The following is a 13,977-nucleotide window of genomic DNA, read 5'->3' as shown; positions in this document are numbered from 1 at the left end:
TAGTATGATAACTTTGATACTTTTCTGCAATATAGCGATTCTGAAGTTGTACAATTTTCTTTAAATTATGAGGAAGTAAAGGAAATAAAGTGTTTTTCTCAAAAGAAGGTAACGTTGTGTGCTGAGCATTTAGAAAGTTTGGATTTTATGACGTAAAAAGCAGGGCTATCTTGACAGTGAATAAGGTATTCACATATTTAAACTTTAAGTTTTCAGTGCTCGAATTTACTGTTGTAAATAGCTTTTGAGAAAACTTTAAAAAAGAAGTGCAGCTGTTTAAAGATATCTCAAGTGCTGGGGATTTAGTATATGGTTATAGTCGAGTTTTGCGGAGTGACTATTTATCTATTACAGAAAACAAAGTGCAAAAAAACTATTTGGCGGTATATCGGTAACAGTTGAAAGTGAAGAAGCTAAGTGGTTAGTACACCCAGAAGACATAGAACAAGGAGCAATTAAAGGCTTATACCCTCTAAATTATTTGAATGATCAAGCTTTTAGTATCTTACAGGAATATTCAGGCGGCTTTTTTGATAGCCAAGATAGAGCTGGTAATATCTTATTAATAGATCAGCAATCTCAAAAAAAGTTGTCTGATATATCGTCATTGAAAAAGTTCACACATTTTTCTGAAACATAGTAATGCAAGGTATTTGAGCTACATTTATCTGTGCAAACCTAAACCACAGCTCAAGCCGATATCAAAGGTTCGCGGCTGATTTTTGGACTTCCCACACTTTCTCTATAAAAGTTATTACTAACTAAGTTCGTTTTTTGGTTTCATTTTGTCTCACATACCTAAAATAAAATTGAAATGATAATTATTTTTAATTAATCTTTTGGTCTTTTATAGGTACAAGGAAGGGAAATGAAAATTAAAAAATTGGCTTTACTAATATCAGCTGCATTTGTTACAACACAAGCTGTGTCGCAAACACAAAAGCAACCAAGCAAAAAAGCACTTTCTGATATTGAAGTGATAGAGGTTTTAGGGCGAAGCTCGCAAACAACATTCTCTGATTACAGTTATTCTGTTACCCGCACTGCAGCTGATATTCTTGAGATCCCGCAATCAGTCAGCGCAGTAACCAAGGAGGTGATACAAGATCAAGCAATGATGCGCTTAAACGATGTTACTCCTTTTATTAGCGGCGCGAATGAATACTCTGTGTATGATGACATTACAATTCGGGGGTTTCGTAGCCAAGACGATCGCCGCGTCAATGGTATGCGTACTCATAATAACTTTTGGAATCAAACCTTAATTGCTCATGTTGAACGTGTCGAAGTTATTAAAGGGCCTGCTTCTGCTGTATTTGGTGATGCAAGCCCAGGTGGCACGGTTAATACAGTAACTAAAAAACCGCTTGGTGAAAGCCGCCATAGCATTAGTGCCCGCCTTGGTAGTTATTCTGATAAATATGTCGCATTAGACACAACAGGCAAGATAGCTAGCAATGATCGTTGGCTTTATCGATTTAATGCTGGCTACGAAGATTCAGAAACGTTCAGAGATAATATTTTTAATGAGAGTTTATTACTCTCACCCAGTTTTACATATTTACTAAGCGACGATACTAAAATTAATGTTGAGGTGGTTTACTCTGACAGCAAGGGGTTACTCGACCGCGGTCAACCCAATTTACGTAACGCGACCGATTTATCTCAGGTGCCTATATCTTTATCGTCAAATCAGCCAGGGGATAAGCTAGATACAACCTCGTTATCATCAAGTGTGACATTAGATCATCATTTTAATGATTACTGGTCATTGGGTTTTAAATACATGCATTTAGATAGTGAGCAAAAGCTGGTTGAGCATCGTGCAGCGACATATGTAGATGGATCAGACTCCGTATTTAATGTTTGGTATACAGACCGTGATATTGATGCCGATTCAGATAATGTGACTGCTTACATAACAGGTAAAGTTTATACCGGTGATGTTGAGCACAATATTGTCATCGGTGGCGATTACATTGATAACCATAAACTCAATACGCAACGAATGAGTCGCTCAGCAGGTACATTTGATATTTTAAACTCAACCTATGAGCAACCCGACATAGCAAGTTACAATTTAGGCGACCGTTTTGAATTTGGTGGTGGATTAAAGAGTAACGGCCTTTACATTCAAGATCATATTAAATTCGATGACTGGTCAATTTTAGCCAGTGTACGTCGTGAAGATTATAAGTTAACAGATCTAAATGGCAATGAAAGTTCAGACAATGATTTTTTACCTCGCTTAGGTGTTGTTTATAATCTTACTCAAGACTCAAGTGTCTATGCCAGTTGGGTAACTGGCTTTGAACCCCCATCCACATTTTTAAATACCGAAGAGCAAGGTGGGCCATTTGGATCAATCGATAGTTACCTCTACGAAATAGGTTATAAGGCAAAGTTATTTGACGAAAAGGTGTTGCTAACAACGTCCATCTATCAAATAACAAAACAGAATGTGTTAGTGCAGGATTTTGCCCGTTCACAGCAATTAGGTTACCGTGTTTTTCGTCAAAGAGGTGAGGAGCAAGCCACGGGTTTCGAAATCGATATTAACGGACAGCTCTCTGATAATTGGTTAGTGATTGCTAATTACGCCTATAATAGGGCGGAAATAACTGAAGACACGAATACGCTTTTAATTGGCAAACAAAAAGAAAATGCACCAAAAAATTCAGCCACACTATGGAGTAAATATAGCTTAAACGATACATGGCAGTTAGCGGCGGGAGCAAGCTATGTTGATAAGCGCAATACAACCGACGAAGCTGTTTTGCCATCGTATACACTGTTGCAAGCAGGTGTATATTTCAAGAAGCCAAGTTGGAATGCTGCATTGCTTGTTGATAATGCACTCGATAAACAGCACTGGAGTGGTGGTTATGGTTACGGGCAGTTATTTGTGGGTGATCCACGTACCGTCAGTTTGACCGTAAACTACACGTGGTAGCACATAACGAATAGGCCTTAATAGGCCTATTTTTTTATTAGTTTGCCTGACATAATCTGGCTGTGTATTTTTATATTGTTTGTTGATGTCAGAATTTTTTTCTTTATTAAAAAATAACTATCAAGATATTGAAGTTATTAATGTGATTAGCACTCTATGGAGCGGCTGTGGCGAAATTATTCGTTGTCGATTAGACGGTGAAACACGGGTCATTAAATTGATTTCTATGCCTGATTTCATTGAACACTCGCGAATTGAGCAAAGTCAATTTGCCCTAGCCAGAAAGCAGCAATCTTATTTAGTTGAATACAATTGGTATAAGCAATACAGCTCATCTTTACCAGACCAAGCTGCCGCCATTCCTTGTTTTAATCAGATACAGAAGCAAAATCAATTTGCTTTAATTTTTGATGATTTTACAGCGCTTGGCTATCAACAAGCTCAAGCACACACTCAACATATTCATGCAATACTTAAATGGTTAGCGCATTTTCATGCTTTTCATTTATCAACGTCGGGCGAGGAGTTATGGCCTCGAGGCAGTTATTGGCATTTAGCCACGCGTCCTGATGAATACGCGCGAATGCCCGACTCGTCCCTCAAAGCCGCAGCTGTACATATTGATTGCGCACTTTATCAATGCAAATATCAAACACTAATACATGGGGATGCAAAGCGTGCTAATTTTGCTATCAACTCACAGACTAATCATGTACTTGGTTATGACTTTCAATATGTTGGAAAAGGGGTTGGCGTTATCGATGTAATGTACTTTTTGGGAAGTTGTTTAAATGAGAGCGCACTAAAGTTAAATGCGCATACCTACCTAAATCGATATTTCGCAGAGTTAAATACAGCACTTAAACAGTATCAGGGAACTATAAACGCAGACGATTTGATCAGTAGTTGGCGTGAACTGTGGTGTTATGCATGGGCTGATTTTTATCGGTTTTTAGCAGGTTGGAGCCCTCAGCATGTAAAGATAAATGGTTATATGCAAAACCAATTCAATGAATACCTCAATAAAAATAAGGAATGCGATGAATAAGCCTATTCGTTTTGCCATTATTGGCTGTGGAGCGGTAACTGAGGTAAAAAGTGGCCCTGCTTATCAGCAAGTAAAGGGTATTGAACTTATTGGCGTTACGCGCAGAGATTTAAACAAAGCGCATGATTATGCTACACGCCATACTGTACCCAAAGTATTCGCAACTAATAGCGAGCTAATAAACGATGAAATGGTTGATGCTGTTTATATAGCAACGCCACCCGATAGTCATAAAGACTTGGCGCTTGAAGTTGCCAAAGCAGGCAAACCTTGTTGCATCGAAAAGCCACTCGCTCCTAGTTACGAAGAGAGCTATGCAATTGTTGAGGCGTTTAAAGATGCTAAGCAACCATTATTTGTCGCTTACTATCGACGCTCTTTACCACGGTTTAATAAGGTTAAAGAACTTATTCAAAATGGTCAAATTGGCCAAGTACGCCATGTAAGTTGGCACTTAAGTAAAGTGCCAAGTGATCTTGATTTGTCCGGTGAATATAATTGGCGCACTGATAAATGCATTGCTCGTGGTGGCTACTTTGATGACTTAGCGAGTCATGGCTTAGATTTATTCGCTTACTTACTGGGCGAGTTTACTCGGGTTCATGGTTTTAGTTCAAATCAACAAGGATTGTACTCAGCATTGGATGCTGTTACAGCTCATTGGCAGCACAGTTCTGGTGTGACAGGTGTTGGCAGTTGGAATTTTGCCTCTGCTAAGCGTTTCGATGATGTGGTTATTTATGGCAGCAAAGGTGAAATACGCTTTAGTGTATTTGATGAAAAACCAATTGAGCTCAATAATCTTGCTGGTATGTGTAAATTTTCCATTGAAAACCCCGTTCATATTCAACAGTTTCATGTTGAAAATATAGCGAGGTTTTTTGACCAAGGGGCACCACACCCATCGACAGGAGAGTCAGCACTTCATACAAGTTGGGTAATGGAACAAATTCTAGCTAATTAATGCACGTAAGCATTATTAAATGCCTCAATAATGACTTTTTGTTCAGGAGCTGGAAACAGCTCCGATAGCCGTTTGCTAATAAGAGTTTTGACTCTTTCACTTTGAAGCGCACGGTCAAATAACGCAATGGCTTGCCTTCCTTGCGGTGAAGGTGAACATGCTATATAACCAAAAACAGCTGCTTGATCAGGCTCAATGGTTAAATAACGTATTTTATCCGTCCTAGCAGCGCGTTGATATCGGTTTATAAACACGTCTCTGTATTCAATAATGGCATCTATCTTGTTTTGAAAGAGCATCTGCCCCAAACGACTCGCATTGGTTGCGCCTTCAAGTTTAAAAAAGTGTTTTTCATTATTTTTAATAAAGGTATCAATATCCGTGGAATACGAGCGCCCACTTGTTACGCCAATCGTGAGGTCGTAGTCATTGATTGCTTTTTCCAGTGACAGTGAGTCAGGTAATGTAGGCATATTAAATACAATGAGCCTATTTGCAGGAAATGCCATAATTGGGTAGCGAGTAAATAGGGCATTAGCCTCTCGTTCAGGCGTTTTTAACTTGTTATACAAGCAAACATCAGGGAGCATGCTGAGTTGTTTCCACTCTCGCAATCTGCTTGCGGGAACAAACTGGATGTTTATTTCATTCTGTATTTCTTTTATGGCTTCGAGTAAGAAAATAGTTGCTTCATTTCTCGGCTTTCCATTTGCTTGCGGAATAAAGTCATCCATCACTTTTATTTCTAAAGGCTCAGAATTAGCTGTTGAACTTAAAAAAGCGAGGTTAAATAGTATTAAAAAAACGAGCGAATATGTTTTCATGCTACGTTGATACCCAAAAATTAAATAAACCATGATGTTGTACCACACCAGTTTGTTGCAAAAAAATTAATATTTTGGCCTTTTGATTAATATTAGACCTATTAACGAAATTAATGCAATAACAATGCATTTTTTGCGGTAGTGCGGCCTATTATACGCTAAAATAGGCGTAATTTATTTCATTTAGGTTCTACTTATGTCTATCCATGTAATTACTCATCCGTTAGTTCAACACAAACTTGGCCTTATGCGCGCAGAAGGTATTAGTACAAAAAGTTTCCGTGAGCTAGCGTCTGAAGTAGGTACTTTGCTTACTTACGAAGCAACTAAAAACCTACCATTAGAAAGCGTGCAAATCACAGGATGGGATGGTTCAACATTAGATGTAGAGCACATTAAAGGTAAAAAAATTACTGTTGTGCCAATTTTACGTGCCGGCCTTGGCATGATGGATGGCGTGATGCAATTGTTACCCGCTGCAAAAGTGAGTGTTGTGGGTCTTCAGCGTAACGAAGAAACACTCGAGCCAGTGCCTTATTTTGAAAAGTTAGTTGGCAAAATTGATGAGCGATTAAGCCTTGTTATTGATCCAATGCTGGCAACGGGTGGCTCGATGATTGCCACTATCGATATGCTGAAAAAAGCAGGCTGTAAAGATATTAAAGTGATTGTATTAGTGGCAGCACCAGAAGGTGTAGAAAAAACCCTTGCAGCGCACCCAGATGTTGAAATTTTCACTGCATCTTTAGACAGTCACTTAAACGAAAAAGGATATATCATTCCAGGCTTAGGAGATGCCGGTGACAAGATTTTTGGCACAGTGTAAGGCGCTCACGTGGAAAATCATCAACCATTTTCGTTAAAAACCATTCTAACCGGCGCGCAAATGCTGTTTGTAGCATTTGGCGCACTGGTACTTGTGCCGTTACTGACAGGGCTTGATCCCAATGTGGCTTTATTTACCGCAGGTTTGGGGACTTTACTGTTTCATGTGGTTACCAAAGGCCAAGTTCCTATCTTTTTAGCATCGTCTTTTGCTTTCATCGCACCTATTATCGCCTCGGTACAAATGTGGGGAATTCCCGCAACAATGGGCGGTTTAATGGTGGCGGGCTTTTGCTATTTTGCGCTTAGCTTAATTGTAAAATTTAAAGGCGTGAATGCACTGCATAAAGTGTTACCGCCTGTGGTTGTTGGCCCTGTCATTATGGTGATTGGTTTAGCATTAGCGCCCGTCGCTGTGAATATGGCAATGGGTAAAGCAGGGGATGGCAGTGCACAATTAATCCCTTATGAGCAAGCTATTTGGGTTTCAGCTTTATCATTACTGGTTACGCTGATTTTTGCGGTATGGGGCAAAGGTGTATTTAAACTTATTCCTATTCTTGCTGGGGTGGTTGCAGGTTACCTTGCTTCGTTATTGTTAGGTATTATTGAATTTAATGCGGTCACTGAAGCAAACTGGTTTGCGGTACCGGCCTTTACTTACCCTGAGTTTAAATGGCAAGCTATTTTGTTTATGGTGCCTGTGGCCATTGCGCCAGCTATTGAACATATTGGCGATATGATGGCTATTAGCCAAGTCACGGGTAAAGACTATTTAAAGAAACCGGGTTTACATCGCACTTTATTAGGCGATGGCCTCGCAACCTCTGCGGCATCGGTTTTTGGTGGTCCACCTAATACAACGTACTCTGAAGTAACGGGGGCGGTAATGCTTACGCGTAACTTCAACCCTCGCGTGATGCTGTGGACTGCAATCATCGCTATTGTGCTCGCGTTTGTGGCAAAAATGGGCGCGGGTTTACAAACGATTCCGGTGCCTGTGATGGGTGGCATCATGATATTACTATTCGGTTCAATTGCTGTGGTTGGTTTAAATACCTTAGTAAAATCGGGTGAGGACCTTACCGCGCCTCGCAATCTGACTATCATCGCACTGATTTTAGTGTTTGGTATTGGTGGCATGCATATCGGCGGTGATGAGTTTAGCTTACAAGGTGTGAGCCTATGCGCAATTTTGGGGATTATCTTAAATGCCGTCCTCCCCAAAGTAGTGCAAGAATCATAGTTGATATTAATTAGCATTGAATATTTGCACCAAAAAAGCGCATTTAATATGCGCTTTTTTTGTAACTAATTAAAAAGTAAGGAATTAAAAAACTGGTCTACTAACTGCATTTATCTCTATGTCATACTGGTAGGAGCGATTATGCAAGAGGCAAATGTTGTGGATATTACCCCGTTTTTAGCGAAGCATCAGTTACCGCTGAAGTATCAATATTTAAGTGAGCAATTTTTTATACCCCTCGCGCACGATATCTTAAGCGCAAAAATAACCGGCCAACCTATGCTGGTGGCTATCAACGGCTGCCAAGGCTCAGGAAAAACAACTCTCGCTGATTTTTTAGTGACCTGGGTTAACAGCAATACCGAATTTAATAGTGTGTCATTATCAATCGATGACTTTTATTTAAGCCGCGATGCACGCACTGAGCTTGCTAAAGATGTTCACCCTTTGTTTGCAAGTCGGGGTGTACCAGGCACCCATGATACGCAATTAATGGAGCAAACCTTATCAGCCTTGTTGGCAGGCAAGGTGGATGTGCCATTACCTCAATTTGATAAGCTAACTGATGATCCAGTGCCAAAAGACCAGTGGCCTCGTAATCAAAAACCGACTGATATCGTGTTTTTTGAAGGCTGGTGTGTAGCCAGTACACCCCAGCAGCCTTATCAACTACAAACTCCAATTAATGAATTAGAACAACAAGAAGATGCCGATGGCATTTGGCGCCGTTGTGTTAATAGTTGTTTAGCCAATGAATATCAACATGTATTCGCGATGGCTGATTACACCATTATGTTAAAAGCCCCTTCATTCGAAGATGTGTATGCGTGGCGTTTGGAGCAAGAGCAAAAGTTAATTGCTAAAAAAGGCCAAGGACAGGGCACGTTTGATGAAGTGAGTTTAAAGCGTTTTATCTCTCATTTTGAACGAATTACGCGTGAAAACTTAGCCACGCTTGCGCACAGTGTGGATGCGTTATTATTGCTTGATACTGAGCGTGATATTACCAAGATGGAACTATTGGCTGACCAAATTGCTCAACCACTAATTTTTACTGATTTAGACGGAACATTACTCGATCACGATAGTTACGAGTGTGAGGTGATTAAACCTTTTTTGGCAAAGTTGAATGACAGTGGTGTTAATGTCATTTTTAACACCAGTAAAACTTTTGCTGAAGTGACTGATATTCAAAAAGGGTTAAATCACCACCAACCTTTTATTGTTGAAAATGGCGCGGCCGTTTATATCCCAAAAGACTATTTTAAAACAAAGCCGATTGGCTGTGATGAATATCACGGTTATTGGCGCTTTGCTATGACACAAAGTACCGATAAATTGCATGAAGATCTTAAGCAATATGCGAGTGACTATAGCCATTGTGTGCGCTTATTTAGTCAATTTAGTGCACATGAAATAGCCGAGTTAACAGGACTCCCCGTCGATAAAAGTGAACTGGCTCTAAAGCGCCAGTACTCAGATCCGGTTTGTTTCTCGGGCAGTGATGAAGAAAAGCAAGGTTTGATAGATACTATGAGCCAAGCAGGCTACGAAGTGCTTGTTGGCGGACGTTTTATCCATTTAACCAAAGGTAACAATAAAGGTCTTGCACAAAAATGGCTGTTAAATCAGTTTAAAAAAGCCTATCGCAATCCATTTACTGTGATAGCCCTCGGCGACAGTCAAAACGATGTAGCCATGTTAAAAGCGGCCGACACCGCTATTTTAATCAATAACCCTGGCAGCCAAGTGCAATCACAAATATTACAAAAAGCCTGGCAGCTCAGCGAAAAACCAGCCCCAGCAGGTTGGGTTCAAGAAGTTTCTGCGTTAACTATCATCAAAGCGCGTTTTGCAGCAAAACAGGAGCAATCTCATGGCTGATTTTTATCAAAATGGCATTATCACGACCTTACACAATATTGCTGACCGCCCAGTAGAAGAGCTAGAAAAAGAGTTGTTGGACTTTTCAAAACAACGTCCAATGGGCCTGATTTTACCGTCGCTTTATAGTGAGTTAGAAGGGCCTGCTTTGCAAAATATTATTGCTGAGCTCAAACATGTGCCTTATTTATCGCAAATTACCATTGGCCTAGATCGCGCCGACGAAAGCCAATATCGCCATGCACTGCAGTTTTTTGCTGAGCTTGATCAGCCTCATAAGGTACTTTGGAATGATGGCCCGCGTTTACAAGCGCTCGATAAAGAACTCCAAAAACTCGGTGTTGCGCCACGAGAGCTAGGTAAAGGTCGCAATGTTTGGTATTGCATGGGTTATAAGCTGGCAACCTCAAAAGTAGAGTCAATTGCACTGCATGACTGTGATATTTTGACTTACGACAGAGCGCTTTTAGCACGCTTAATTTACCCCGTTGCTCACCCTCGTTTTAACTATGAATTTTGTAAAGGCTTTTACCCACGCACCGCTGAGGGCAAAATTAATGGCCGCGTGTCACGTTTGCTGGTAACCCCATTATTGCGTTCATTTAAAACAATTTTAGGCAGCAACGATTATTTAGAATACATGGATTCGTTTCGTTATCCTTTAGCGGGGGAGTTTTCGTTTCGCCGTGATGTACTCAACGATATTCGTATTCCAAGTGATTGGGGCTTAGAAATTGGCGTGCTATCAGAGATGTATCGCAACTACTCGCATAACCGTTTATGTCAGGTCGATATTGCAGATAATTACGATCATAAACACCAAGATTTATCGTTACAGAATCAAGCAACCGGTTTGTCGAAAATGTCGATTGATATCACCAAAGCCTTATTTAGAAAGCTGGCTACACAAGGGGTTACCTTTACAACAGAAACAATTCGTTCATTAAAAGCAACCTATTACCGTATTGCACTCGATTTTATCGAAACCTATCACAACGATGCGCTCATGAATGGCTTAACGCTTGATATTCACCATGAAGAAAAGGCCGTTGAAATGTTTGCACAGAATATTATGAATGCAGGTCAGCACTTTTTAGAGAACCCAATGGAAGCACCGTTTGTACCAAGTTGGAACCGTGTTGCCTCTGCCATGCCTGATGTGTTTGCTCGCTTAGAAGAAGCTGTAGAGCTTGATAATAAAGATTATATTTAACGGGGAAGGCACGTGACTTTAGAGCTTTTACAACAACGGGTTATACAGCATTTAACCTGTATTTATGCTGAGGTTGAACTACCAACAACTCTTGAACAACTTGCAGACAGGCTGATCAACACCATGCAAGGTGATGATCCTGTCCGAGACCCGACGCCCCATAAAAACCGTTGGGATGAGCAAGATATGATTTTAATTGCCTACGGTGATTCAATTATTCGTCATGCTAATACGGATGACGCAGTTGCTAAGCCTGAAGAGCCGCCTTTGCATACCTTGCATCGCTTTGTTAAAAACCAATGTTTGCCTGAACTTAATGCACTACATATCTTGCCATTTTATCCGTACAGCTCAGATGAAGGCTTTGCGGTGATGAACTATGTTCAAGTAAATGAAGCGCTTGGCAATTGGCAACATATTCGTGACATTTCAGCGGATGTCAGGTTGATGGCTGATTTGGTGATCAATCACTGCTCTAGCCGCAGTGTCTGGTTTGAAAACTTTATTCAAGGCAAAGAGCCTGGGAAAGGGTACTTTAAAACAGCGAGCCCAAGTGATGATCTTATTCAAGTTGTTCGCCCGCGCACATCGCCTCTTTTACAAGCGATTGAAACTAAAGACGGTTTGCAACATGTGTGGTGTACCTTTAGTCATGACCAAGTCGATTTTGATTTTGCCAACCCAGATGTGCTCAATGAATTTGTGAGCATTATTCGTCATTACTTAGACAATGGTGTGCGTATTTTTCGCCTTGATGCCGTGGCATTTTTATGGAAAAAGCTCAATACCCGCTGCATTAACCTACCCGAAACTCACGAGGTGATCAGGTTGCTTCGTACTCTTATAGAGCACGTTGAACCTAACGTGATTATTATCACAGAAACCAACATACCTAACCGAGAAAACCTGTCGTACTTTGGTAATGCCAACGAAGCGCACTGTATTTATAATTTTTCATTGCCACCGCTGTTATTACATACTTTACTCAGTGGTGACAGCACCGCTCTAAAACATTGGATGATGAGTATGCCGCCAGCTCAGCACGGAACGGCTTACTTCAACTTTATTGCTTCTCACGATGGTATTGGCTTACGTCCTGTTGAAGGCTTGCTTGATCAAGTACAAATAGCTGAAATGGTCAGTACGACCGCTAAATATGGTGGTAAAGTGTCATTACGAACTGCACCAGATGGCACCAATACCCCTTATGAATTAAACATCGCTTTATTTGATGCATTGCAAGGTACGCATCAAGGACCAGACAAATGGGGCGTTGAACGTTTTTTATGTGCGCATGCCATAATGTTTGCGCTTGAAGGAATTCCTGGTTTATACATTCATAGTTTGCTTGGCACTACCAACGATTACGAGCGCTTTGAAAATAGCCAGCATAATCGAGCGATTAACCGCCATCGCTGGCAAGAGTCAGATCTATTGGCAAAACTTAGCAATGAAAATGCCCATCATCGTACCGTGTTTAAAGCAATGAAAAACCTGATGGCTATTCGTAAGGCGCAAAGCGCATTTCATCCTAATGCAACGCAATACACCTTGCACATTAGTGATGGGCTATTTGGCTTTTGGCGACAAAGTATTAATCGTTCACAGAGCATGTTTTGTATTTATAACATTACTGATGAATCAAAGACCCTTACATTAGCTGATCTAAATCTGATTGAAACTGAAAGCTGGAAAGATTTGATTTCAGGGCAAGTTATAGAAGAAAACACGCGAAATATAGTGTTGTCACCTTATCAAGCTATTTGGCTAAGTAATAAGTAGTGTTTATAAGCTGTAAATGCCCTTTACAGCTTACTTTTGAAGGCTAGGGGAGGAGTGCTGCTATGGAGAACAGCTCAGAATTCTGCTCAGTTTTACTAAATTTCTTAAAATCTATCGCTAAACTATTGCTATGAATTTGCTCAACGAATGTGACTGTTTTAGCTGTGTGAGGCGTAAAAATAGCAATGCTTTGATGTAGCTCCAAAGGCTGTTGGTGGAATATGTCATATATGTTTACCATTGCTAAAGCACCAAGTGTGACATGCCCCCCGATACAAATGTCGATTTTTTCTGACGCGGCTTTGAGTGGCCAATTAATCGCGCCTACTAAGACTTTATCGCGTATCTTATTGTCATTGAGTGCGCTAATCGCTCCAAGTGCAATCGCATCATTAGCACTCCAAATAATGTTTATTTGTTTTTGGTGATTTAAAAAGCCAATGCTTTGGCGGTAAGCTTGCGTTGCAGACCAATTGGCAACACTTTGTGCGACTAATTTTGCGTTATTTGCTTTTGAAATATAATCAGTTATGCCTTGTTGTCTATCAATAGATGCGTGAGTTGTATAGTCACCATGAATTGCATAAATGTTAGCTTGTCCGTTATTTTTTTCTACGAGCTTTTGAGCTAACAACTTTCCTGCTTGAACATTGTTTGGCACAACACTGCCCGAAATATTAAGCCCTTTACTACTTAAGGCTGCAAGTTCATCGTCAGTAGGACGATTTAGTAAAAAATATATCGGGGTATCAAACTTTGGCAGATCTAATAGTAGTTGGCTGAGTACACTTTTTTCATCCACTAAAATCAGCATATCAGGTTTAGTGTCTATCGCTTCAACAACAAGCGATTTCATTAAAATATGATTACGATTAGCGTACTCAATTGTTAAATCTATATCTAAATCATCTGCTGCATCGCGCATGAGCTCAGATACTTCAAACCAAAATGGCCCTGTGGTATTGGTATCGGCGTAACCCGGATTGATAAAAATAACTTTATGCTGTGCTAAAACACTGGGAATGCAAAATAAACAAAATAAAAAAGAAAGGGCCTTTGGCATAAACAACTAAAAACAATACAACAATGAAGTGAGTATAGCGCTTATTGGCAGAAGTTTCGATTAGCTGTTTGGCTTATAAAATAGCTTGGCTCAGCTTTTGTAGTGATTTGAGATAGATATTAAAGAGTGTTCGATTGCAGGCTAATTTATTCGTTTCCAACCAGTAAAAAGGATA

10 protein-coding genes are annotated in these 13,977 nt (G+C 40.2%); 8 read left to right on the top strand and 2 right to left on the bottom strand.

The window, feature by feature from the left end:
- Positions 1 to 868 precede the first annotated feature (868 nt).
- From L3V38_RS08300 to L3V38_RS08290, 3 genes are all read left to right on the top strand, one after another.
- A complete protein-coding gene (locus L3V38_RS08300; protein WP_237119054.1) occupies positions 869 to 2,953 on the top strand; it encodes a TonB-dependent siderophore receptor in 2,085 nt (694 codons plus the stop codon).
- Between the two features lie 85 nt (positions 2,954 to 3,038).
- Positions 3,039 to 4,001: an aminoglycoside phosphotransferase family protein gene (locus L3V38_RS08295; RefSeq protein ID WP_237119053.1), complete on the top strand. Its 963-nt coding sequence runs from the start codon at positions 3,039 to 3,041 to the stop codon at positions 3,999 to 4,001.
- Positions 3,994 to 4,965 (top strand): Gfo/Idh/MocA family oxidoreductase, encoded by a 972-nt coding sequence (locus L3V38_RS08290; protein ID WP_237119052.1) that lies wholly within the window; start codon positions 3,994 to 3,996, stop codon positions 4,963 to 4,965. Before L3V38_RS08295 ends, L3V38_RS08290 begins: the two co-directional genes overlap by 8 nt.
- On the opposite strand, the gene L3V38_RS08285 is transcribed toward L3V38_RS08290, so the two are convergent.
- Entirely contained in the window at positions 4,962 to 5,789 is an 828-nt protein-coding gene (locus L3V38_RS08285) for an ABC transporter substrate-binding protein (RefSeq protein ID WP_237119051.1), read from the bottom strand. The genes L3V38_RS08290 and L3V38_RS08285 overlap by 4 nt on opposite strands.
- A 196-nt stretch (positions 5,790 to 5,985) precedes the next feature.
- Here L3V38_RS08285 and upp point away from each other — a divergent pair, with 196 nt between their 5' ends.
- The 5 genes from upp to L3V38_RS08260 all read left to right on the top strand — a co-directional run bounded on the left by upp (position 5,986) and on the right by L3V38_RS08260 (position 12,739).
- On the top strand, positions 5,986 to 6,615 hold the full coding sequence (gene upp / locus L3V38_RS08280) for a uracil phosphoribosyltransferase (RefSeq protein WP_054554568.1): 630 nt from the start codon (positions 5,986 to 5,988) through the stop codon (positions 6,613 to 6,615).
- 9 nt (positions 6,616 to 6,624) lie between these two features.
- The gene (locus tag L3V38_RS08275; protein WP_237119050.1) at positions 6,625 to 7,860 is read left to right on the top strand and encodes a uracil-xanthine permease family protein; all 1,236 of its coding nucleotides are present in this window, start codon (positions 6,625 to 6,627) and stop codon (positions 7,858 to 7,860) included.
- A 141-nt stretch (positions 7,861 to 8,001) separates the two neighbouring features.
- Positions 8,002 to 9,744 (top strand): HAD-IIB family hydrolase, encoded by a 1,743-nt coding sequence (locus L3V38_RS08270; RefSeq protein WP_237119049.1) that lies wholly within the window; start codon positions 8,002 to 8,004, stop codon positions 9,742 to 9,744.
- Positions 9,737 to 10,957 (top strand): glycosyl transferase, encoded by a 1,221-nt coding sequence (locus tag L3V38_RS08265; RefSeq protein ID WP_130152342.1) that lies wholly within the window; start codon positions 9,737 to 9,739, stop codon positions 10,955 to 10,957. Before L3V38_RS08270 ends, L3V38_RS08265 begins: the two co-directional genes overlap by 8 nt.
- 123 nt (positions 10,958 to 11,080) lie before the next feature.
- Entirely contained in the window at positions 11,081 to 12,739 is a 1,659-nt protein-coding gene (locus L3V38_RS08260; RefSeq protein WP_237119330.1) for a sugar phosphorylase, read from the top strand.
- Between the two features lie 43 nt (positions 12,740 to 12,782).
- Here L3V38_RS08260 and L3V38_RS08255 read toward each other — a convergent pair whose 3' ends face one another.
- Positions 12,783 to 13,802 carry a substrate-binding domain-containing protein gene (locus L3V38_RS08255; protein WP_237119048.1) on the bottom strand — a complete coding sequence of 340 codons (1,020 nt, stop codon included), beginning with the start codon at positions 13,800 to 13,802 and terminating at the stop codon, positions 12,783 to 12,785.
- Positions 13,803 to 13,977 lie beyond the last annotated feature (175 nt).

Source organism: Pseudoalteromonas sp. L1, from assembly GCF_021728095.1.
In the GTDB taxonomy this organism is placed as follows: Bacteria; Pseudomonadota; Gammaproteobacteria; order Enterobacterales; family Alteromonadaceae; genus Pseudoalteromonas.
Note: the sequence above shows the minus strand (reverse complement) of the source record. Positions and strands in the feature narration are given on the sequence as shown.

What these genes read in the sequence shown, in the direction of transcription:
- upp (WP_054554568.1), top strand. Translation starts at nt 5,986, where the DNA reads ATGTCTATCCATGTAATTACTCATCCGTTAGTTCAACACAAACTTGGC.
- L3V38_RS08260 (WP_237119330.1), top strand. Translation starts at nt 11,081, where the DNA reads ATGCAAGGTGATGATCCTGTCCGAGACCCGACGCCCCATAAAAACCGT.
- L3V38_RS08290 (WP_237119052.1), top strand. Translation starts at nt 3,994, where the DNA reads ATGAATAAGCCTATTCGTTTTGCCATTATTGGCTGTGGAGCGGTAACT.
- L3V38_RS08285 (WP_237119051.1), bottom strand. Translation starts at nt 5,789, where the DNA reads ATGAAAACATATTCGCTCGTTTTTTTAATACTATTTAACCTCGCTTTT.
- L3V38_RS08255 (WP_237119048.1), bottom strand. Translation starts at nt 13,802, where the DNA reads ATGCCAAAGGCCCTTTCTTTTTTATTTTGTTTATTTTGCATTCCCAGT.
- L3V38_RS08270 (WP_237119049.1), top strand. Translation starts at nt 8,002, where the DNA reads ATGCAAGAGGCAAATGTTGTGGATATTACCCCGTTTTTAGCGAAGCAT.
- L3V38_RS08295 (WP_237119053.1), top strand. Translation starts at nt 3,039, where the DNA reads ATGTCAGAATTTTTTTCTTTATTAAAAAATAACTATCAAGATATTGAA.
- L3V38_RS08300 (WP_237119054.1), top strand. Translation starts at nt 869, where the DNA reads ATGAAAATTAAAAAATTGGCTTTACTAATATCAGCTGCATTTGTTACA.
- L3V38_RS08265 (WP_130152342.1), top strand. Translation starts at nt 9,737, where the DNA reads ATGGCTGATTTTTATCAAAATGGCATTATCACGACCTTACACAATATT.